Below are 21,660 nucleotides of genomic sequence, written 5' to 3' on the forward strand. Positions count from 1 at the left end.
GTGATGGGGCGTTGGCGGAAGATGGGCAGGAGGTGATGGGGCGTTGAAAGAGGGGGACACGCTTGACGCCTCCGCACGCTCCCGCATATCCTGAACGAACGGTCGGTAAATAATTCCGAGACGCCCGACAGGTCTTTGCATAGGAGCAACCATGGCAGCGCAAAACTTGCAGTCAGTGCCGGCTGAGCTAACCCCGGAAGAGGACGCCGCAGGCCAGGCCCACTTCGACCGGATCATCGCCGAGGACTCGCGCATCGAGCCCCGCGACTGGATGCCGGCGGCCTACCGCAAGACGCTCCTGCGCCAGGTCTCCCAGCACGCGCACTCCGAGATCATCGGCATGCAGCCGGAGGCCAACTGGATCTCCCGCGCCCCCAGCCTTAAGCGCAAGGCCATCCTCATGGCCAAGGTCCAGGACGAGGCCGGCCACGGGCTCTACCTCTACAGCGCCGCCGAAACCCTGGGCCAGTCCCGGGACAAGATGATGGACGACCTCATCGCCGGCAAGGCCCGCTACTCCAGCATCTTCAACTACCCGGCCCGCACCTGGGCGGACATGGGTGCCATCGGCTGGCTGGTGGACGGCGCAGCCATCTGCAACCAGGTCCCGCTGTGCCGGGCATCGTACGGCCCCTACGGCCGCGCCATGGTGCGCGTCTGCAAGGAAGAGTCCTTCCACCAGCGCCAGGGCTTCGAGATCCTCCTCGAACTCTCCAACGGCACCCCCGCGCAGAAGCAGATGGCCCAGGACGCCGTGAACCGCTGGTACGCCCCGGCCCTGATGATGTTCGGCCCGCCGGATGACGATTCCCCCAACTCCAAGCAGTCCATGGCCTGGAACATCAAGCGGTTCAGCAATGACGAGCTCCGCAGCCGGTTCGTGGGCATGATGGTGGAGCAGGTCAAGGTCCTGGGCCTCACCCTCCCCGATGACCAGATCCGCTTCAACGAGGACACCAAAAAGTGGGAGCACGGTCCGCTGGACTGGGATGAGTTCCACGAAGTCCTGGCCGGCCGCGGCCCCTGCAACGCCCAGCGCCTTGAGCGCCGGAGGGCAGCGCACGACGACGGCGCCTGGGTCCGCGAGGCAGCAGCCGCCTACGCAGCAAAACAGTCAAAGAAGACGAAGGAATACGCAGCATGAGCCCGCACGGCAACCCGGAAAGCCCGGCCAGCTCGGCCACCGAGATCAACCGCGAAGCCCCCAAGGCCAGCCCCGCACCGGATCACCACGACCGCTCCACGTGGGGCCTCTGGGAGGTCTTCGTCCGGTCCAGCCGCGGCCTGAGCCACGTCCATGCCGGATCCCTGCACGCCCCGGACGCCGCCATGGCCCTTCGGAACGCACGGGACCTCTACACCCGCCGCAACGAGGGCGTCTCCATCTGGGTGGTCCCGGCCGACGCCATCGCCGCCAGCGACCCCGACTCCAAGGGCTCCTTCTTCGAGTCCCCGCAGGGCAAGGACTACCGGCACGCCACGTACTACACCAAGAGCGAGGGAGTGAAGCACCTGTGAACGCACCCACCACAGGCCACGGCGACATCTCCACCGGTGTGGCCGGCGGCGACTCCAACGCCTCCGCCACCCGCATCACCCCCGGAAACGCCCTCCGCCCGGAGGACATCGCGCTCGAGGTCAAGACCGGCCTCGCCAAGCCCACCGAAGACGTCGCGGAGTACGCCCTCCGCCTGGGCGATGACGCCCTGATCCTCGCGCAGCGCCTGGGCCACTGGATCTCCCGCGCCCCCGAGCTGGAAGAGGACATCGCCCTGGGCAATATCGCCCTGGACCAGCTGGGCCACGCCCGCAGCTTCCTCACCTACGCCGGCGCCGGCATGCCCAACGAGGACGGCACGGCCAAGTCAGAGGATGACCTGGCCTACTTCCGCCGCGAGCACGAGTTCCGCAGTGTCCAGCTGTTCGAGCAGCCCAACGGGGATTTTGCGGCCACCATCGCCCGCCAGTTCGTGGTGAGCTACTACCAGTACGAGCTCTACCGCCGCCTCACCGAGTCCACGGACGCCACCTTGGCCGCCATCGCCGCCAAAGCCGTGAAGGAAGTGGACTACCACCGCGACCACAGCACCCAGTGGGTCCTGCGCCTCGCCGGCGGCACGGACGAATCCCGCCAGCGGATGATCCACGGCCTGCGCACCATGTGGCCGTACGTCAACGAACTGTTCCAGGACGATGAGCTGACGCAGCGCCTCGCTGAGGCGGGTGCCGCCGTCGCGCCTTCCAGCCTGCGGGAAGACTTTGACCGCCTGGTGGCTGACGTCCTGAACGAGGCTGAGCTGGAGGTCCCGGATGTTCCGGCAGCCCCGGGAGGCGGCCGGTACGGCAAGCACTCGGAGCACTTGGGCTACATCCTCGCGGAGATGCAGGTGCTGGCCCGCGAGCATCCCGGGGCCAGCTGGTGACTGCCGTGTACATCTCGGATTTCGAATCCCGGACCCGTACCCCGGAGCAGAAGGCCTGGGACATCGCGGCCACCGTGGTGGACCCGGAGATCCCGGTGCTCAGCATCGCGGACCTGGGCATCCTGCGGAAGGTGGACGTGGCTGACAACAAGGTTACCGTCACCATCACCCCCACGTACTCGGGCTGCCCGGCCATGGACGCCATCCGTGACGACCTCCACACCGCCTTCAAGAAGGAAGGCTACGAGGACGTGCACGTGGACCTGGTCCTGGCCCCGGCGTGGACCACGGACTGGATGACCGAGGCCGGAAAGCAGAAGCTGCAGCAGTACGGCATCGCCCCGCCCAGCGGAAACTCCCGGGCCGGCGGCCACTCCGGCCCCATCCGGCTGAGCCTGGCCGTGAAGTGCCCGCAGTGCAACAGCCTCAACACCAAGGAACTCACCCGCTTCGGTTCCACGTCCTGCAAGGCGCTGTATGTGTGCCAGGACTGCAAGGAACCGTTCGACTACTTCAAAGTCCTGTAAGGAAGCCCCCATGCCTGTTGTCCGCCAGACCGCCGCCGAAGAGGCTGAGGTGACCGGCCGCCGTCGTCCGTCCTTCCATTCCCTTGAGGTGAAGGAGGTGCGCCGGCTCACCGACGATGCCATCGAGGTCAGCTTCCATGTGCCGGCCGAGCTCGCCGGCAAGTTCGACTACCTGCCCGGCCAGTACGTGGCCCTGCGCACCACACTGCCGGATGAAACCGGCGAGCCGAAGGAAATCCGCCGCAGCTACTCCATCTGCGCCGAGCCGCGCAGCTTCGCGGACGGCACCAGCGAGATCCGCGTGGCCATCAAGAAGGACCTGGGAGGGCTGTTCTCCACGTGGGCCAACGCCGAGCTGAAGGCGGGGGACACCCTGGACGTGATGAGCCCCATGGGCGCGTTCGTGTCCAAGCACGGCCGGGACGGGCAGGCCGTGGAGCAGAACGTCATGAACTCCATGAACCACCCGGAGGAGCTGGCGGGGGAGGCCGGGAACTTCGTGGCCATCGCGGCCGGGTCCGGCATCACCCCGGTGATCGCCATCGCCCGGACGCTGCTGGCCGCCAACCCGGAGACCCGGTTCGACCTGATTTACGCCAACAAGGCCGCCATGGACGTGATGTTCCTGGAGGAGCTGGCGGACCTGAAGGACAAGTACCCGCAGCGGCTGGCCATCCACCACGTGCTGAGCCGTGAGCAGCGGATCGCGCCGCTGCTGAGCGGCCGGATCGATGCGGAGAAGCTGCAGCAGCTGCTGGGCACCGCCCTGCACGCTGACGATGTGGACGAGTGGTTCCTGTGCGGGCCGTTCGAGCTGGTGCAGCTGTGCCGGGATACCCTGGCCGAGCGCGGGGTGAAGCCGGAGAACGTCCGGTTTGAGCTGTTCACGTCGGGCAAGCCGGACCGCCCGGAGGGCCATGCCGGGCGTCCCGTGGTGGTGGACGAGTCCAAGGAGACGTACAAGATCACGTTCAAGCTGGATGGCCTGCAGGGCGAGGTGGCCAGCCCCACGCATGCCCGCGAGTCGATCCTGAACGCGGCGCTGCGGGTGCGCCCGGACGTGCCGTTCGCGTGCGCCGGGGGAGTGTGCGGCACCTGCCGGGCCAAGGTGGTCACCGGCAGCGTGACCATGGACGAGAACTACGCGCTGGAGCAGGATGAGCTGGACAAGGGCTACGTCCTGACCTGCCAGAGCCACCCCACCAGCAAGGAAGTCACGGTCGACTTCGACGTCTAACCCGTTTTCACCAGAAGGAGCCCCATGATTTCCCTTTCCATCAGCAACGGCATCGCCGAGGTAGTGCTGGACGCCTCCCACAAGCTGAACTCGCTCGATGAGCAGGCGCTCCGGGATTTAGCACAGGCGTACGACGACGCTGCTGCCGCCGCCTCACGTGGGGAGGTGCGGGCGCTGCTGTTGAGGGGAGAGGGGCGGGCCTTCTGCGCGGGCCGGGACATTGCGGGGGTCACCCCGGAGAACGATGACGCCGCCGCATACCTGGGCGGGCTGGTGGAGCCATTGCTGCAGAAGATGGCCGCTTTCCCCGCGCCGACGTTTGCTGCGGCGCAGGGCGCCTGCCTGGGAGTGGGGCTGGGGCTGCTGCTGGCCACGGACGTGGTGTACGTGGCGGAGAACGCGAAGTTCGGCTCGCCGTTCGCCAAGCTGGGGGCCACGCTGGATTCGGGCGGGCACTGGTACTTCACGGAGCGGCTGGGCATGCACCGGACGCTGGACCTGATCTACACGGCGGACCTGATCTCGGGCGCCGAGGCCGTGGCTCAGGGGATGTTCAGCCGGGCCATGCCGGCCGCAGAACTGCTGGAGTCGACGCGGGAGATCGTTGGCCGCGTCGCTGCCGGCGCCACGGGCGCCTTTGTTGCCTCGAAGGAGCTGGTGGCGCACATCCGCGACCAGCGGCTGGGCCTGTGGCAGGCCATGCAGGAGGAAAACGAAGAGCAGGCGCGGCTCTGCAAGACCGAGGACTACGCGGAGGGTTTCCGGGCGTTCCAGGAGAAGCGCGAACCGAAGTTCTCCGGTTCCTCCCGCTAGCGGGCTTATTCAAGATTCCTTGAAGGATTCTTGATAAAAAATTGCAACGCGTTTGCAGAAAACTTTATTTGCGTTCGCGAGAGTAGGCGAAGCCGGGCAACACCGGCCATAGCGCGCTGCCGGTCTCAAAAGGCAGCCGCAGCTGGAAACCTATTCTGGGGGCACAATTGTCTGAAGTTTCAAACGCGGATGTTGATGAAAACAAAAAAGGCGGTTTCAGTCGCCGACGGGTAGTTGCCGGCGTCGCCTGGTCTGTACCAGTCATCCTGACAACGGTGGCAGCACCCCCTGCGTCAGCATCACCCGGCCCCACTCCGACGCCCACACCTACCGCAACTCCTGCGAGTGGCTCGTTTACTTCGGGTACGCAAAACATGACGTCGACGGTTAGCGCCTCTCATGACCGGATCGGGATGGCAGTACCGGCTTTGTTGAGTCTTAAGAACCTCAACGGCGTAACCGGTGATGTCACGGTTGTAGTAACCATTACGCCGCCATTGTCGACGTCTCCGGCAATTTCTTTCTCGACCGTCACCGTAGGGACAACCGCGCTGTCCGTCTCTCGGCCCCAGAGCAACGCGGCCCAGTTCAAGGCTACGTTGCCAGCGGGTGCCACCACCCTTGATTTTGCTTTCAGCGGGTATAGCTACACGGGCAGGAAACAAGACACGGGCACCTACACTGTGAGCACCGTGATCACGTATGTTCAAAACGGCACATCAACACAAATGCAGTCCGCACCAACTTCTACAATCTTCCTGCCGAAGGCCGGGTGACCACGGCGTGGTCTGGAAACGTGGCGGCTTGGTCGCTGAGGTCTGTACCGAACCCCGGGCGCGCGTCGCCCTGCTGCACCTTGATGCGACCCAGCCTGTGGTCTTGGAGGGACCCGCCGCGGTTATCTGGGACCTGATTGACGGGCAGCGAAGCGAGCAGGACATCTTCGCCGAGATTGAGGCCACCTTCGAGGACCAATCGGGAAAGATGCAGGCCCAGGTGGAGGACTTCCTGGCCAGCCTCGAAGCGCAGCACCTGATTGAGGCTCAGCACGGCGTTGGGCTCTAACGGCATGACGGCTACGGGCATCGAACGTGCGGGTTGGCAGCAGCGTCTGCTTGAGGAACTGGCAAGAGGCAGTGATCTCCTGTCCCTGGATGTCCTGGGGCAGGAGTTTGTGGTCCGCTGGGGCCGTGCAGTCAGCTGGCAACAGCGCGTCAGCATGAATTCAGCTTGGGCTCGGTGCATCAGCACCGTTGAGCCTCGGTTGCCGCCGGTGCCACCGGAGCCCACTCCTGGGGGGCGATTCACTGCCTCGGTCACCAGCACGTCCACCAAGCACCCGGCCGGCTCCTTCCGGTTGGAAGCCGCCTCCTTCGAAGAGTTGGCTGAGAACCTGACGTCCCGTCTAACGGTTGCCGCCATTCTGGCCAATGCCGGTGAACTGACCATGCTCCACGCCTGCGGCGTGGCGGAACCCGGCACGGGGGCCGTGGTGGCGCTGGTGGCCAAGTCTGGAACAGGAAAGACCACCGCAGCATCCGTGCTCGCCAGAAGCTATGGCTACGTCACGGACGAGACCGTGGCCATTGCCTGGGATGGCTCAGTAATTCCTTTTCCCAAACCGCTGTCTGTGAAGCGGGGCGAGGGCGCACCCAAGCGCCAAGTTGGGCCGGACGAATTCGGACTTCAGCCGGCCCCGGCTATGCCTTTCATCCAGTCCATCGTGCTCCTGAACCGGGTCCAGGGAAACCCTGCAACCGCTCCCGTGCTGGAAAAGGTACCGCTGGCCGATGCCGTGCTCGCACTGATCCCGGACTCGTCCTCGCAGGCAGAAGTCGTGGATCCGCTGCAGTCGCTCTGCCGCCTCATCGAAAGTGTTGGGGGAGTGTGGCAGGTGACCTACTCGGAGGCCGCCGATCTTCCTGCGGCCCTGGAGCCCCTGTTCCGGCTGCAGCCGGCGTCAGGGACAGAGTGGGAACCGGCATCAATGGAGTCCTCCGAATTGGGGCACCTTCCAGCCGGTAGCGTCCAGCGCAGGGTCCCGGAAGACGCTGTAGCCATTGACGGTGATCTGTTGGTCATGTTGGACAACGAAATCGTACGACTGAGCGGCATCGGTCCTGCGGTCTGGGAAGCCTGCGCCGGCCCGGCAAATCTTGAACAAATCACGAACCACGTCTGCAGGGCGCACGGCCAACCCGAAGGTTACCGGGCCGCCGTCGCCGGAGCCGTAGAGCAGCTCCTCGCAAAGTCGATTTTGGTATGCAGCGGCGTCTGAACGGCCCGCACATCGCACGCAAGAACTTGAGTCAAAGGAACCCACTATGGCAACAACAGCAGCCCCTGCGGAGGCGCCTCAGGGCCTGGACCTGGCTGACTATCTGAGCGTCCTCAGGGTTTATTGGAAGGCAATTCTCGCCTTCACCCTGCTGGCCACCCTGGCGGCCGCCGGATGGACTGTTCTCCAGCCCAAGATATACTCCTCAGATTCCAGCGGAATTGTTGTCACACCAGGGTCGGACAACGTGAGCCTGGCACTGGCTGGTGACAGCCTGGCAAAGGCCAAGGTCAAGAACTATGAGTCGCTGACCAAGTCGCGGCTCGTCGCGGACCGCGTCATCCAAGCCCTGGACCTAAAGACGACTGCCGATGCCCTGCTTGGCAGCATCAGCGTCAAGGTGCCGCTGGACACGGCTGAGATCAGGGTCACCGCACAATCCAAGGATCCTGCAACTGCCCAGCGCGTGGCCGATGCCTGGGTCAACGGCCTCGCCGCCCAGGTGGAGGCGATCGAGACAGCGCCTCCGACAGAGGCAGCGTCAGGTGCTGCAACAACGCCCGAGGCCGTGGCCGCAGGGAGCACAGCCACGGCTGTCCGTGTCCTCCCACTCGGCAAGGCCGTCCTGCCCACCAGCCCTACGTCGCCTAACACCAAGCTCAACCTGGCGCTGGGCGCTCTTGTCGGGCTGGCCTTGGGTGTGGCTTATGCGTTGGTCCGCCGGCACTTGGATCGGCGGATCCGAAAGGCTGCGGACATTGAACGAAAGTTCGGCGTTCCCGTGATTGGCACCTTGCCGGTGGACCACCGGCTGGATGGGAAAAGCACCATCGTGGACGCTGGAACCGCGGCACAACTTCATGATGCTGGCGGTGCCATGGCTGAAGCTCTCCGCGAGCTGCGCACCAACCTTAGTTTCCTTGACGTGGACCAGCCGCCGCGGATCATCGTCGTCACCAGCTCACTGCAAGCAGAGGGAAAATCCACTGTCACGGCCAACCTGGCAGTCACCATGGCGGCAGCGGGTGAAAACGTGGTGGTGGTCGACGGCGACCTCCGCCGGCCCACGTTGGTGGACGTCTTCAACCTCGTTCCGGGAGCAGGAGTCACCGACGTGCTTACCGGGGCCGCCGAGCTTCCTGATGTTCTCCAGCCCTGGGGAGCGCTGCCTAACCTCTCAGTTCTCGGATCAGGCCGTATACCGCCAAACCCCAGCGAGCTGCTCGGCTCACGGGCCATGAAGAATATGCTCAATGCCTTGGCCAAGGACGCTGTAGTCCTGATCGACGCGCCGCCGCTTCTCCCCGTAACGGATGCTGCCGTCCTGTCCCGGGCAGCCGACGGTGCCATCCTCGTGATTCGCACCGGCAGGACTACCCAGGAACAGCTGGACCAGTCCTTGGGCAACCTTGAAAAGGTCAAGGGGCGGGTCCTGGGAGCTGTCCTCAACTACGTTCCCACTAAGGGCACAGACGCCTACTCCTATTACGGAACTTATACCTCGGCGCCTGCGCCGTCGCCTGCGGAACCGGAAGTGACTGAAGTTCTTCCCGATGCGGATACTCGTGGCACAGTGGAAACCGTCCTCGGCGGGCGTCGGGCCCGGATCTAACCGTCCATGACTTCCGCCGGCCACGAAGCCCAGCTCAGGATCCAAGAAGGCGTGCTCCTCGGCCATGCCCTCGTGGCGCGGCTGGCGGACAGCCTGGGCATCCGTGTCTTCTTTATCAAGGGACCAGCCAGCGTCATTCAAGGGCTGCGCAAAGCCAAAATATCTGCCGATGTGGACGTTTTCGTGGACCCCTCCAGAATAGAGCAATTGCTGCAGGGGCTCTACGAACGCGGGTGGCGGCAACGTCCTGTCGATCCGGATGATAGGACGTTCCCAAAGCACTCGGTCACGGTCCACCATGCAGAGTGGCCTTGTTGTATCGATGTCCATTTTCGCTTCCCCGGAATGGAAAGGGCCGCCGATGACTGTTTCAAGGCGCTGTGGGAAAACACCGTCCACATGGAACTCGCTGGGCAACGGCTTAGGGTCCCTACGAAGGCTCTTGGCATCTTGTTTCTGGCGCTGCACGCCCTCAGGTCGCGCGACCTGGCGGCCTGCCGGGAGGAGCTTGAGTCCTTGGCCATGCTCACGCGGCGGGAATCATTGGCGGAGACGCTCCTGGAGCTCGCTTCAGCAACGGGTGCCTTGGCCGCCGTCAGGCCTTTCCTCGAGGGCCTTCTGCCCGAAGCCATTACCGCGGTATGGCCCGAGCCCTCGCGGGAGTGGCACAACCGTGTTGCCGCGCAGGCGCCTGGGAGCGCCCGGCTCATTGCCATCGCGCAGGCATCCTGGAGGGACAAATCCCGTATGCTTTGGGCCGCGATCCTTCCACCGCCGGCAGTGCTACTCAGCGGAAATATCTACGCCGACATGTCTCTTCCGGGACGATTCAAGCAACATCGCGCCCGGTGGGCGCGCTTTCTACGTGGAGTTCCGCGACTCGTGCGGAGCCTTCGTGGCCTCTGATGACTTCGCTTCCAATTGCCGATTAGCCCAACAAATTTGTTAAGGTTCACCTATGACTACGGGGAAAGCTATAACCAAAGCCGTCATTCCTGCTGCCGGATTGGGAACTCGCTTCCTGCCCGCCACCAAGGCAATGCCGAAGGAAATGTTGCCGGTGGTTGACCGTCCGGCCATCCAGTACGTCGTCGAGGAAGCGATCAACGCGGGCCTCTCGGACCTGCTGATGATCACGGGCCGCAACAAGCGCGCGTTGGAGGACCACTTTGACCGTGAGCCCGGCCTGGAGGCTGCGCTGGAGGCCAAGGGGGACAAAGACAAGCTGGGCATGGTGGAGTACGCCTCCAACTTGGGCCCCATCCACTACGTCCGCCAAGGCGAGGCCAAGGGCCTAGGCCACGCGGTACTCTGCGCTCAGCAGCACGTGGGTAACGAGCCTTTCGCTGTGCTCTTGGGTGACGACCTTATCGACGAGGCCGAGGACCTGCTGAGCACCATGATGGAGGTGCAGCAGAAGACCGGTGGTTCAGTCATCGCGCTGATCGAGGTTGATCCGTCGCAGATCAGCGCTTACGGCTGCGCGGACGTTTCGGTTGTTGAGGGCGAGGACTATGTTCGCGTCAACAGCTTGGTGGAGAAGCCCGCTGTCGCTGACGCACCGTCCAATCTGGCTGTTATCGGCCGCTACGTGTTGCACCACAGCGTCTTCGGCGTTTTGGAAAACACGGCGCCGGGCCGTGGCAACGAGATTCAGCTGACCGACGCCCTCCAGACGCTCGCCGCAGGCGAGGGCGACGGCTCCGGCGTGTACGGCGTCGTGTTCAAGGGGCGCCGCTACGATACCGGCGACAAGCTCAGCTACCTGAAGGCTGTCATCACGCTCGCTTCCGAACGCGTCGAATTCGGTGAGGACCTGAAGACCTGGATGAAGGGCTTCGTCGGCTAAATCAGCTTCTAGCGCTCTGGGGGGGCCTGTTGCCGAAAGGTGGTGGGCCTTCCCTTTTTTGTAGCCCACAGGGCTAGCAACGCCCCGATGACAGCACCTGATGTATTGGTCATGACATCTGACGGGCTTGCAAAGCGGTCGTGAAGAAACAACTGCTGACCGAGTTCAATGCAGCCGGAAACCAACAAACCGAATGCGCCAATTTGCCACCAGATTTTTAGTGGGAATGCTCTGGAAGCCACAAATCCCACGGGAATGAATAAAGCCACGTTGGCGGACGCCTCTACGAAACTATAGTTAATCCAGTCGGGTATTCCATGTTTGTGGAGGAAAGCTAGGGATGCCGCGAGCTGTCCTGACACTGGCTTGTCCACGGTCGACGGCCAAAACGCGATGAGAGCCAAGGGCACGGCCAAACCAGCAAGAATTAGCTGCCAATGTCGGCGGTTTGGAATGGGCGTCAAGCGAAGCTCAGGACGTTCCGAGAAGGGCGAACGCGGCTATGGTCAGTGCGCAGGCCGCTAGTAGAACGAGGAGAGCGTACGTCATCACCTGCGGTCGGGGGAGCGGAACTGAAAAGTCGTATTCGAGTGGTGCTCTGCGCCAATGTCTCCCCATAGATCAAATAAATACCACACAAAGCAAAAGGTGGGTGCATCCCCGTTTCCGGGGATGCACCCACCTTCGTTGGTGCTAAAGAGCGATGATGCTAGGCAGCAACCTCGGCCTTGGCGCGGCGGCGAACCACCACTACGGAGGTTGCACCGGCGGCCAGTGCACCTGCGCCCACCAGGGTCCACAGGATCAGCCCGGAGTCGGCGCCGGTGTTGGCCAGACCGGTGTTGGCAAGCGGAGCACCAGCAGCGTTGCCACCGGTGTTGGCCAGAGAGGCTGCAACGGTAACCGTGACGGGACCGACGGTAACGCCGGACTGCGTGCCGGTTGCGGTGATGGAGTAGGTGCCGGCTTCGCTGATCGAGATGGGCAGCGCTACTGCACCCTGTGCATCGGCAGTTGCGGACAGGTTCTGCGCTGCGGTCACGACCGCGATGCGAGCGGCAACCGCCCGGTTACCAACGCCGGCGCCATTGGAGGCAGGAGCCTGGCCCGGCGTAACGGTGATGATCAGTGGTTCGCCGGCGCGGAAGCCTTGGCCGCGGAAGACGAAGGTTTCGCCCGGGCCGACGGTGCCGTCGGAAACAGCTGCCTGGGGCGGAAGTGCAGGGTAGGTTGCGGCCATGGCGGGTGCCGAGCCGATCAAAGCGATGGAACCTGCAAGTGCGAGTGCAGCAAAAGTCTTCTTCATGTGTGTCCCCCCGGAGACGTGTAATTTTTTGATACCCGATATGGGGAATTGTCCCCTCCGCACGAGACCATGTGCAGAACTACGGATAGATATCCCACGACAGACGGTACCATCCGAACCGCCCAGCGACCAAGCTCAATCGAGTTGGTTTACATAGTGTTAATGCATTCGTCACTGCCCTTGACCGCACGTCGTATTTTCGGTTGCTTGAATAACGTCCTTTACAGCTTGGACCGTGGGCGTGACAACTAGGTTAGGTTCCGTGTGCTGGACGATCTTCCCGAAGGTGAACTCAACTATCTTGCTTTCCCCTGGTGCGAGTTGCTGAGCAACAACGCCGACGGGGCGGTTGCCGTGAAGATAGGGAGCAAACGGCGCCTTCTGGCCATCTACAGATGCTGACTCCACGTTTGCTTGGGCCGGACCATACGCGACAATATTGGTTTGCACCGAACCGGGTCTTACGCCAAAGGCGCCGCCGCCCGTGACGTATGCGGACAGAGACGTGGCGGCGTCGGCAGGTGCTGTATTAACGCTGGTAATCCGCACAGTAGTTTGCTCGTACCCGTCTGCGGGGCATTCTCTAATGAGCTTGACAGTGTGTTTCACGTAATAGTCCATCTTCGCCCCCGTGCCGTCGTTGAAGTACACGCCAAATTGAGCAGGAAGCACGCTGGGCCCAGTCACTGACCCGCTCAGCCGATACTTGCTGAGAACTTTCTGGATCGAAGAGTCAGCCGACCAAACCAATACGCGTCCTTCCTCGGCGCCGCGAGTGATACCTTCTACAAGGCCTTTTGCCTCTCCTTTACCTGAGGAAAGGGCTGAAAAGATCTCTTTGGCTACGCCGGCAAAATAGACGTCCTGAAGCTTAGGGTCCCTAATTTTGGAATAGACGTCCGAAAGCAGGGTCGAAACAACATTGTCGCCGTTGAGTTCTGTTGGTAGGCCAGTCGCTCTAAGGGCGGCCAACTCAGGACCGTCGACCGCGACTGGGCCGGTCGCATGAAGGATGTAGCTCAGAACCACTGGATCGATAGAGATGACACCATCGATATGCTGGTTTGTTTTCTTTTCCCACATGGCCTTTGCGGTGATGGCAGCTGTTGGAAAGTCGGGCGTCAGATTTACGTCCTGCATGTACTTGCCAAGACGAGTGGAGTAAATATGCTGCTGTTGTTGGTCGACGGGTACGTTCGGCGACATGCTTCCCAGTTCCGTGGCACTATTTTGGCTTCCGAGAGAGAGCTTTCCTTTCTCAAGCGTTACAACCGCGAGGGCTCCAGGGATTCCTCCTGATGCCCGAGCTTCTGCGTTGTTTTGAATCATGAGCAGGTAACTCTTTTGGTCCTCAGCACCCAGCATAACCGGAGCAATTCTTGCCGCATCCGCTGCCGTGTCGAGTGCATCCGCTGCTCGGCTCAGTTCTTCCGTGGCTGCACCTAAGGGGGCGGCCACTTGCGGGAGAAGTGGAGAAGAGTCAATGTCACGCAGTCGTTCGGCTGATGCACGAACGCTATATGCGGCTGAAGTCACTCTTGGGGCTGCGGCTTTGAGGGGTCCGACATTGCTGCCTGACGCGCTGGGCATAAGTGCGTCCCAATTCAGAGACCCATAAATTTCGACTAAGGGACTAAGACCAAGACTAGAGACGTCGTCGGCCGATCTTGCTAATTCCGAAACTGCATGGAGGTTTGGGCCAGCCCAGGGAATCGCCGAAGAAAGAGTCCATATGGGGTCTTCAGACTCTCTACGGGCTGCGGCGGTATGTTCTCGAAGCTTAGCTACCGTGTTCTTGGCAGCCACAGCATCTGAAGCGAGAATTTCTTGCTTTAGTGTCGGGACTAGGTCAGCAGACGCCTCCAACTCGCCCTTGATCGCAGAAGCCTTGATGCCGAGCCAAGTCGTCGCCAGGGCGAGAAGTATGGCCAGAGCAAGAATCAGTAGGCCGACCCTGAGCAGTCTTTGCGACCGATTTTGATGCGCCTGTTTAGGCATTCGCCCAGATCGAGCGGATGGCGGCATCTCTGGTTGTGAAGTGGAGGTCATGATTAGGGACGGCCTAGGCCACGGTATGTCCAACCAGCAGCACGCCACTTATTGGAATCCAAGACGTTTCTACCGTCCAAGATTTTGGCAGACGAGACGATGCTCGCAGCTTCGTAAGGATCCAAGTCTCGATACTCCTTCCACTCTGTCAACAGCAACAGTGCATCGGCTCGCAGGAGGGCAGAGTTCGTAGAACCCTCGTAGTGCAACTCCGGGAAACGGCGCGCAGCGTTGCCAAGCGCCTCAGGGTCCGTTACCGTCACGACCGCGCCTTGAAGCTGCAATTGGGCCGCGATGCTTAGTGCTGGCGAGTCCCTCACGTCATCACTTTCAGGCTTAAAAGCTGCACCCAGCACTGTAATTCGCTTTCCGAGGAGGGAGCCGCCACAAAGTTCACGCGTCAATTCAACGACGCGGGTCCGTCGCCGCATGTTGATCGCATCTACCTCTCGGAGAAATGTCAGTGCCTGGTCGGCGCCGAGCTCACCGGCCCGAGCCATAAAGGCTCGTATGTCTTTTGGTAAGCAACCGCCGCCGAAGCCGATGCCAGCGTTTAGGAATTTGCGGCCAATACGATCGTCCAGACCAATCGCGTCTGCCAATAGAGTGACGTCAGCGCCAGCAGCATCGCAGAGCTCAGCCATTGCGTTGATGAAGGAGATTTTGGTTGCAAGGAACGAATTAGCCGCAGTTTTCACCAACTCCGCGGTTGGGAGATCTGTAACCAAACGAGGGGTTCCAGCTTCGAGCGGAGCCATGTAGACATGGTCGAGTACACGAACGGCGTCGTGTTCCTCTGAACCGTCAGCAACCCCGTAGACAAGTCTGTCAGGCCGCAGCGTATCCGAGACCGCATGGCCTTCGCGAAGAAACTCGGGGTTCCACAGCAAGTGAGCTTCTGGTTTAGCTTCCGTTATAAGTGCCAAGAGTCGTGCGGCCGTGCCAACCGGAACAGTTGACTTGCCCACAACTACATCATCAGCCGAAAGGTGGGGGATAAGCGCAGTGACGGCGGCATCGACATAAGTTAGGTCAGCAGCGTTCTCTCCCTTCTTTTGAGGAGTTCCGACACAGACGAAGTGCACAGAGCTTCCTCTTGCTGCAGCCATGTCGGTTGAGAAAGATAACCTGCCCGTCGCCTGAACTTCGTTCAGCAAGTCTTCCAATCCGGGCTCAAAAAACGGTGCACGAGCAGCAGACAAGTCGGCGATTTTACCTTCGTCGACATCGATGCCAATGACTTCGTGTCCAAGTTTTGCCATGCAGGCAGCGTGGACGGCACCAAGGTAGCCACAGCCAATAACTGAGATTCGCATTGTGTGTCCTTCCCCGTAGCGGTTTTCAACCACCAGAGAATCAGTAGGCTCCGGCGCTCTGAAAGACAGCGCGGAAGGTCTTGATGAGTATTAATAGGTCCCCGGCCATTGACCAGTTTTCTACGTAGTAGAGGTCAAGTCGGACGGAATCCTGCCAAGAAAGATTAGAACGGCCGCTCACCTGCCAAAGCCCAGTGAGGCCTGGTTTGACAAGTAGTCTGCGCCTAACGTCTTGCTCGTAAGCTTCCACTTCAGAAGGAAGCGGTGGACGGGGACCAACAAGACTCATCGATCCCATGAAGACGTTGAAGAGTTGGGGCAGCTCGTCAAGACTGAATTTACGGATAATCCGACCCACGGAGGTGACACGTGGATCGTCTTTCATCTTGAAGAGCGGGCCATTCCCTTCACTTAGGAGTTTAAGGGATAGAAGTTGAGCCTCCGCGTCGGCGACCATCGAACGGAATTTGAACATCTGGAATCGCGCCCCTTCGATTCCAACTCGGTCTTGTTTGAAGAGAATGGGACCGCCGTCGTCGATCTTGATCATCAGTGCGACGACCGCCATAAGTGGCAAAGTCGCTATTATGAGCTGGGCCGATACGACTACGTCGAAGAGCCGCTTTGCCACTCTCTGGCCTCCCTCGAGAGTTGGAGTGGTGACATGAATCAGCGGGAGACCAGCTACTTGTTGTGTGTGGATTCGAGGGCCGGCTATGTCAGTAAGAGCGGGCGCCATTATGAGTCCGATGTTCCTGGATGCCAGTTCCCACCCAAGGTGCCTTAGAGTTTGCGGGTGCAACTGCACCCCTGCAGACACAGCGACAGCATCCGCGCCACAAGCCTGTATCGCGTCCACTATTGATTTCGCATCAGGAGAACTTCCTACTACGGGAAGCCCCGACTCCGGCTCAATGGAAGAGATGTCATGGGTGTTGGGAGTGTAGACGGCGACCGGAAGGTATCCAGCGTGCTTGGCAGTCCGCAGGGAGCGGGCTAAATGTGCGACTGCGCTCGGACCCCCGAGCAACAGCAACCGGGACATGCTCTGCCCTAGCTGCCTATTCACGTTCAGATGTTGTCTGATGAGCCACCGCGCTAGGAGGAGCCCGAATAGACCCACAGGGAGGGCCACGCCCACATAGCCCCGAGCGGTGTCGAGCCTGAGAACATACGAGACTATTGCAACTAGTCCGAATAGCCATAGCGAGGCTGCTGCCACCCGCTTGTATTCGTCAGGACCGGCCCCGAGGATTCGGCTCTGGCGACTGTTCCAAGCGCCAAGCATGATCCACCAAACAACGATTAGCGCGATCGAAAGCCATAAGTAAATGGCCTCCTGGTCTTCAACAACTAATTCCGAGGCCCAACCGAAACGAATGACATAGGCACCGGTCACCGCCCATGCGATCACGAAAGCATCAACGATTCGTAGCTGACGACTGCATTTTGATCGCCAGTCGCGCGCCTCTTTCACCTAAGAGTCCCCCACCAATCCAGCTTCAGATACTCATCGCGCTAGCAGTGCTAGCCGCGAATGCTTTCGATGTGGTTCCGATACCAGTCCACGGTTGAACGAATACCCTCTTCCAGACTTATGGATGATTTCCAGCCCGCCTCAGCCAGCATGGAGACATCCAGAAGTTTTCTGGGCGTTCCGTCGGGCTTAGAAACATCCCACTCGATGGCTCCTGTGTACCCAACGGCCGCCGCGACAATGGAGGCAAGTTCTTTAATTGAGACGTCTGATCCTGTCCCGACATTGACTTGAGAAGGACCGTCATAGTTTTCCATCAGATGCAAGCAAGCATCCGCCATGTCATCAACGTGCAGGAACTCGCGCATCGGTGAGCCCGTACCCCAGTTTGTTACGACCGTCTGACCTGACTTTGCAGCCTCGTCGTAGCGTCTTATGAGCGCAGGCAAAACATGTGAGCCCTCAGGAGAGAAATTGTCTCTGGGCCCATAAAGATTGGTGGGCATAGCAGAAATCCAAGGCAATCCATATTGACGACGCACAGCCTGGACTTGCATAATCCCAGCAATCTTGGCGATGGCATAGGCATCGTTTGTCGGCTCCAAGTGCCCCGTGAGTAGAGAATCCTCACGGATCGGTTGATCGGCAAATTTCGGATAGATGCACGACGAGCCCAAAAATAAAAGACGTTCGACGTTGTACTGACGTGCGGCGTCCAAAACATTCACCTGAATGCGCAGATTGTCACTAAGGAAATCCACTGGATAGGTGTTGTTCGCAAGAATCCCACCTACCTTTGCGGCAGCTAGTATCACATAGCGAGGTCGGGCTTCCTCAAAGAAGCTGAATACAGCTTCCCTATTCTTGAGGTCCAACTCGGCAGATGTGCGCCCGACAAGATTCGCAAATCCTTCTTCCTGCAGCATCTTCCAGATGGCCGACCCAACAAGTCCGCGGTGTCCCGCGACATAAAAGGTCGAGGTTCTGTCGAGCTGTCCGGGTTCGAAAACGACGTCGTCCGACACTAGTTCTTCCAACTTTCAAGATTGACAGTGTCGATCCAATGATTGCCGGCGTGCTTCAAGGCTTCGATATCGGCGTCCACCATGATGCGAGCCAGCTCTGGCGTGTGGACCGAGGCTTTCCAACCGAGCTTTTCCTGGGCTTTCGATGCGTCTCCTACAAGAGCATCCACTTCCGTCGGACGTAGGTAGCGCTCGTCGAAACGGACATGATCTTCCCAATTGAGTCCTGCGTGCTCGAAAGAAATTTGAAGGAAGTCTCTTACCGTGTAGTTACCACCGGTAGCCAGCACAAAGTCGTCCGGCTCGTCAGCCTGAAGCATACGCCACATGCCCTCGACGTATTCAGCTGCGTAGCCCCAGTCACGTACGGCGTCGAGGTTGCCCATGTACAGCAGGTCCTGCTTCCCCGCCTTAATCGCCGCGACCGCGCGGGTGATCTTGCGGGTAACGAAAGTCTCGCCACGGCGAGGTGATTCGTGGTTGAACAGAATGCCGTTCACTGCAAACATCCCGTACGCCTCACGGTAGTTCTTGGTGATCCAGTAGCTGTAAACCTTTGCGGCACCGTAAGGAGATCGCGGATAAAAAGGAGTATCTTCGTTCTGGGGCGGTGGTGTAGCACCAAACATTTCTGATGACGACGCTTGGTAGAACTTGGTCTCGATGCCAGACATTCGCACCGCTTCGAGCAACCGGATAGTCCCGACGCCGGTAGTGTCACCCGTATGCTCGGGCTCATCGAAGGAAACACGTACGTGGGATTGTGCGGCAAGGTTGTACACTTCGTCGGGCTGTATCTCTGCGAGGAGTGTTACAAGGCGGGCGCCGTCGGACAAATCTCCGTAGTGCAAGAACAGCTTGGCTTTAGGGTCATGGGGATCCACATAGAGGTGGTCAACACGACCGGTGTTGAAGGTTGAAGCTCGGCGGATGAGACCGTGGACCTCGTATCCCTTGTTTAGCAGTAGCTCCGCAAGATAGGAGCCGTCTTGGCCAGTAATACCCGTGATAAGCGCCCGTTTTGTCATAGCCATCCCCAGTTTGTTGATATTTTGTAGGAGTCCCTCGGCTGCCAACTGCAGCAACGCTGACGACTCCGCAGATATCTTAGCTAACGGAAGAGCGCTTCACCGACAGTCCTGGTTGATGAAGGCTGGATTCGTGGCTCCGGAGACCAACGGGTATCCTTGCCCTAGTCCCATGTCTGAACGCCGTATCCGCCGTTGTAGGTATCGCGTTTATTGAGATGAAGAGTTCGGGCGTATCGTCCGGTATCAACTGCGCAGACGTTGGGGGCCTAATTTAGAAGGATTTTGGGGGAAATGACGCACGTTTCTGCTGTCGGGTCAGGGGTTTGGCCGACCGAGTTTCAGCCATTTGGGCCTATTTCACTTGTTTCTTGTGGCCGGTTCGAAGCGGCTCAAGGCCTTTGCAGCCTCGCGCGTCAATCGGCGACCTCTGCTGCGCATGTGCATCTTGTCAATGCTTACACGATTTCGCTTGCCGCGAGGGACGAGTCATATAGCGAATTATTGAGTGCAGATGCAGTAAATCTCCCTGACGGCCGACCCCTAGCCCTGCTCTCTCGATTGCGTAATCGCAGAAATCCCCTGGAGCAGATAAGGGGTCCCCAGCTCTTTCTTGATGTGTTTGATGTTGGCCGGCAGCACAACATTCGCCACTTTCTAATCGGATCAACACCAGAAGTCTTGGACCGCCTTCAAAAGACACTTTCAAGCCGGTATCCTGGTTGCGCGATCGTTGGCGTTGAGAGCCCGCCTTTCCGTCCCCTCACTGCCGTTGAACTGGAATTGCAGGATCGTCGGATCAAGGAAAGTGCGCCAGACATTGTTTGGGTGGGACTAGGTACGCCGAAGCAGGACTGGGAGGCCAGGCGCATCGCGACGTCGACTGGGGCGGTCACGATTGCAGTGGGGGCGGCTTTTGATTTTGCAGCTGGAACGGTAAAAGAAGCACCTAAATGGCTACGTGTCGCTGGCCTGGAATGGTTCTTTAGGCTTTGCAGCGAACCCAGACGCCTTTGGCGCAGGTATTTGTTTGGCAACATCCAGTTCCTCTTAGTTGCATATAGGGATATGAAGGAACATGGATGGAATGTCAGAAAGTGAGCCCGAGACTCCCCATTCTCGCCCATCAGTCACTGGTGGTTTGGGGCGGGTGCATGCCAGGATGAGGGGTCGAGGCCAAGGCAACTCTGTGTTTGTGATTCGCGCATTGAGCAGGAAGGGACTCGCATATATAATCCTTCCGGGCGCCTCTTCCTGGGCCTTGATAGGAACGACACTCCTCGCATCCGTCCTTGCGGGCTTGGTGGCCATGGGTCGTATACCACTCGTGGTCGCTGCTGCATTCTCCTTAGGCATAGCATTTATTGCTGTCCTTTCTACGGCGTCTAGTCGATCAAGATTCACTTTTCTTTTCTTCCTGAACGCTGCCTTCCTTGTAGTTCCGCAGCGTATGGTGGGCGGCGCCGACGTTGTTGTAATTCTATCGCTCGTGACTATTCTGCTGTCCGCTTTTTCATCGTTGCGTAATCATCGCTCGATTACCTCGATGTCAGCTAGCAGCCGCACAAGACGGTCATCAGGGCTGATACAATCTTCGCTTTTTGCCTTCCTCTTGTCTGCGATTTTATCTACGATTGCCAATTCGGAGGGCTTGGTAGCGCTACTGCCCTGGTTGAACGGAGTCGCTCTCGGATTTTTAATTACTTCTGCGCGACCCTCGCTACTACCATCGTTCGCAACCGTTCGGCGCGCAGTCCTGGTAGCGGGCGGGGTAACGGTTCTGTATGACATCTCGTTGCTGATTAGCGGTCGCGCATTCAATACCGGTCCATTCAACGCGGGTAGGTTCACCGGGTCGTTAGGGGATTACGAACTGCTGGCGGAGTTCTACGGTGCCTTGATTTTGATATGTATGACGTCGCTATTTTTTGACAATTCGCGACTATGGCGCTTGGGTGCTGTACTTCTCGTATGCCCGGCCGCGGTGATACTCTTGGCGACCCAGTCGAGAGGGCCGATAATCACCCTGTGCATCCTCGCTCCGGCCTTCGCGGGAGTGTCAATTGTTCGATTTCGCGACTCCGCCGGCAAGGTTGTAGGCGTACTGATATCCGCCGTTCTTGCTTTGTACTTTGCATTGGATTCAATTTCTTCGTCCCCGCTTTTTGCGCGTCTTTCATCGCTCCAATTTGGCGGCGGCCTCGATTCGACTCTGAATAGAGCGAGTGTCTGGGGATACTTCACCCAGTTACCTACTTTTGTGGATGCCGGTCTTGTTGGAAATGGATATCTATATCCGTATGAGGAAATCGGCACGTATCCGCATAGTATATACCTCTGGCTTCTTTGGTCCGGAGGAATGCTCGGATTAATCTGCTTTTGCCTAGTAGTTCTCGTGGTCATAGTTAGTTTACTGCGCGGGATAGCGCTGCCCCATTCGGCGTCGCTGAGTGCCGCTGTCGTTGTGGTCTACATGCTTCTAGATGAAATAAAGATTGAAGCCGCACGTAACTCCGCTTCTATCTCCTTCCTGTGGATGACGTTATCACTGGCACTCCTGGCCATTCGTGAACAGAAAGAGCTCAAAGGTGACAAACAATAAGCGGTTCAGTGCTCTTAGTCATTACTGGAGACTTTTGCGACCTTTTAGGTACAAAGCTCTTGGTTCCGTGGGGGTGCTCGCTCTGAGTGGAGTCGCTGAGGCATTGGGCTTAGCCAGC

Annotated in this window: 21 protein-coding genes; 14 read left to right on the forward strand and 7 right to left on the reverse strand. The window is 59.7% G+C overall.

Going from position 1 to position 21,660, the window contains the following annotated elements; genetic code table 11:
* The first annotated feature begins 151 nt into the window (after nucleotides 1-151).
* The 12 genes from paaA (at nucleotide 152) to galU (ending at nucleotide 10,739) form a co-directional block, all read left to right on the forward strand.
* Nucleotides 152-1,144, forward strand: a complete 993-nt coding sequence (gene paaA, locus BACI349Y_RS04780) for a 1,2-phenylacetyl-CoA epoxidase subunit PaaA (RefSeq protein ID WP_159630929.1) — start codon at nucleotides 152-154, stop codon at nucleotides 1,142-1,144.
* On the forward strand, nucleotides 1,141-1,518 hold the full coding sequence (paaB, locus tag BACI349Y_RS04785; protein ID WP_159630931.1) for a 1,2-phenylacetyl-CoA epoxidase subunit PaaB: 378 nt from the start codon (nucleotides 1,141-1,143) through the stop codon (nucleotides 1,516-1,518). The genes paaA and paaB overlap by 4 nt, the downstream gene beginning before the upstream one ends.
* On the forward strand, nucleotides 1,515-2,423 hold the full coding sequence (gene paaC, locus BACI349Y_RS04790) for a 1,2-phenylacetyl-CoA epoxidase subunit PaaC (protein WP_159630933.1): 909 nt from the start codon (nucleotides 1,515-1,517) through the stop codon (nucleotides 2,421-2,423). The genes paaB and paaC overlap by 4 nt, the downstream gene beginning before the upstream one ends.
* A 5-nt stretch (nucleotides 2,424-2,428) precedes the next feature.
* Nucleotides 2,429-2,950 carry a 1,2-phenylacetyl-CoA epoxidase subunit PaaD gene (paaD, locus tag BACI349Y_RS04795; protein WP_159630935.1) on the forward strand — a complete coding sequence of 174 codons (522 nt, stop codon included), beginning with the start codon at nucleotides 2,429-2,431 and terminating at the stop codon, nucleotides 2,948-2,950.
* Between the two features lie 10 nt (nucleotides 2,951-2,960).
* The gene (paaE, locus tag BACI349Y_RS04800; protein WP_159630937.1) at nucleotides 2,961-4,187 is read left to right on the forward strand and encodes a 1,2-phenylacetyl-CoA epoxidase subunit PaaE; all 1,227 of its coding nucleotides are present in this window, start codon (nucleotides 2,961-2,963) and stop codon (nucleotides 4,185-4,187) included.
* Nucleotides 4,188-4,211: 24 nt separating this feature from the next.
* The gene (locus BACI349Y_RS04805; protein WP_159630939.1) at nucleotides 4,212-5,000 is read left to right on the forward strand and encodes an enoyl-CoA hydratase/isomerase family protein; all 789 of its coding nucleotides are present in this window, start codon (nucleotides 4,212-4,214) and stop codon (nucleotides 4,998-5,000) included.
* A 374-nt stretch (nucleotides 5,001-5,374) separates the two neighbouring features.
* A complete protein-coding gene (locus BACI349Y_RS04810) occupies nucleotides 5,375-5,776 on the forward strand; it encodes a hypothetical protein (RefSeq protein WP_159630941.1) in 402 nt (133 codons plus the stop codon).
* Nucleotides 5,777-5,804: 28 nt separating this feature from the next.
* A complete protein-coding gene (locus tag BACI349Y_RS04815; RefSeq protein WP_236560720.1) occupies nucleotides 5,805-6,065 on the forward strand; it encodes a PqqD family protein in 261 nt (86 codons plus the stop codon).
* Nucleotides 6,066-6,273: 208 nt separating this feature from the next.
* Nucleotides 6,274-7,278 carry a PqqD family protein gene (locus tag BACI349Y_RS04820; protein ID WP_236560721.1) on the forward strand — a complete coding sequence of 335 codons (1,005 nt, stop codon included), beginning with the start codon at nucleotides 6,274-6,276 and terminating at the stop codon, nucleotides 7,276-7,278.
* A gap of 46 nt (nucleotides 7,279-7,324) precedes the next feature.
* The gene (locus BACI349Y_RS04825; protein WP_159630947.1) at nucleotides 7,325-8,890 is read left to right on the forward strand and encodes a polysaccharide biosynthesis tyrosine autokinase; all 1,566 of its coding nucleotides are present in this window, start codon (nucleotides 7,325-7,327) and stop codon (nucleotides 8,888-8,890) included.
* Between the two features lie 6 nt (nucleotides 8,891-8,896).
* Complete coding sequence (locus tag BACI349Y_RS04830; protein WP_159630949.1) at nucleotides 8,897-9,796, forward strand: nucleotidyltransferase family protein; 900 nt, start codon at nucleotides 8,897-8,899, stop codon at nucleotides 9,794-9,796.
* A gap of 52 nt (nucleotides 9,797-9,848) precedes the next feature.
* Nucleotides 9,849-10,739, forward strand: a complete 891-nt coding sequence (gene galU / locus BACI349Y_RS04835; protein ID WP_159630951.1) for a UTP--glucose-1-phosphate uridylyltransferase GalU — start codon at nucleotides 9,849-9,851, stop codon at nucleotides 10,737-10,739.
* A gap of 8 nt (nucleotides 10,740-10,747) precedes the next feature.
* On the opposite strand, the gene BACI349Y_RS04840 is transcribed toward galU, so the two are convergent.
* The 7 genes from BACI349Y_RS04840 to gmd form a co-directional block, all read right to left on the reverse strand.
* A complete protein-coding gene (locus tag BACI349Y_RS04840) occupies nucleotides 10,748-11,101 on the reverse strand; it encodes a VanZ family protein (protein ID WP_236560722.1) in 354 nt (117 codons plus the stop codon).
* 347 nt (nucleotides 11,102-11,448) lie between these two features.
* Nucleotides 11,449-12,045, reverse strand: a complete 597-nt coding sequence (locus BACI349Y_RS04845) for an LPXTG cell wall anchor domain-containing protein (protein WP_159630955.1) — start codon at nucleotides 12,043-12,045, stop codon at nucleotides 11,449-11,451.
* 171 nt (nucleotides 12,046-12,216) lie between these two features.
* Entirely contained in the window at nucleotides 12,217-14,094 is a 1,878-nt protein-coding gene (locus tag BACI349Y_RS04850; protein ID WP_236560724.1) for a DUF4012 domain-containing protein, read from the reverse strand.
* 2 nt (nucleotides 14,095-14,096) lie between these two features.
* Nucleotides 14,097-15,410 (reverse strand): UDP-glucose dehydrogenase family protein, encoded by a 1,314-nt coding sequence (locus BACI349Y_RS04855; protein WP_159630957.1) that lies wholly within the window; start codon nucleotides 15,408-15,410, stop codon nucleotides 14,097-14,099.
* 40 nt (nucleotides 15,411-15,450) lie between these two features.
* Complete coding sequence (locus tag BACI349Y_RS04860) at nucleotides 15,451-16,887, reverse strand: sugar transferase (protein ID WP_159630959.1); 1,437 nt, start codon at nucleotides 16,885-16,887, stop codon at nucleotides 15,451-15,453.
* A gap of 50 nt (nucleotides 16,888-16,937) precedes the next feature.
* Nucleotides 16,938-17,912 (reverse strand): GDP-L-fucose synthase family protein, encoded by a 975-nt coding sequence (locus tag BACI349Y_RS04865; protein WP_159630961.1) that lies wholly within the window; start codon nucleotides 17,910-17,912, stop codon nucleotides 16,938-16,940.
* Nucleotides 17,912-18,940, reverse strand: coding sequence for a GDP-mannose 4,6-dehydratase (gmd, locus tag BACI349Y_RS04870; RefSeq protein ID WP_159635223.1), 1,029 nt, complete (start codon nucleotides 18,938-18,940; stop codon nucleotides 17,912-17,914). Before gmd ends, BACI349Y_RS04865 begins: the two co-directional genes overlap by 1 nt.
* 294 nt (nucleotides 18,941-19,234) lie before the next feature.
* On the opposite strand from gmd, the gene BACI349Y_RS04875 reads away from it, so the two are divergent.
* Both BACI349Y_RS04875 and BACI349Y_RS04880 read left to right on the forward strand, forming a co-directional pair.
* Nucleotides 19,235-20,041: a WecB/TagA/CpsF family glycosyltransferase gene (locus BACI349Y_RS04875; RefSeq protein WP_159630963.1), complete on the forward strand. Its 807-nt coding sequence runs from the start codon at nucleotides 19,235-19,237 to the stop codon at nucleotides 20,039-20,041.
* A 226-nt stretch (nucleotides 20,042-20,267) separates the two neighbouring features.
* Complete coding sequence (locus tag BACI349Y_RS04880) at nucleotides 20,268-21,542, forward strand: O-antigen ligase family protein (protein ID WP_159630965.1); 1,275 nt, start codon at nucleotides 20,268-20,270, stop codon at nucleotides 21,540-21,542.
* Nucleotides 21,543-21,660 lie beyond the last annotated feature (118 nt).

It is taken from the genome of Arthrobacter sp. 8AJ, from assembly GCF_902506025.1.
Taxonomy (GTDB): Bacteria; Actinomycetota; Actinomycetes; order Actinomycetales; family Micrococcaceae; genus Arthrobacter.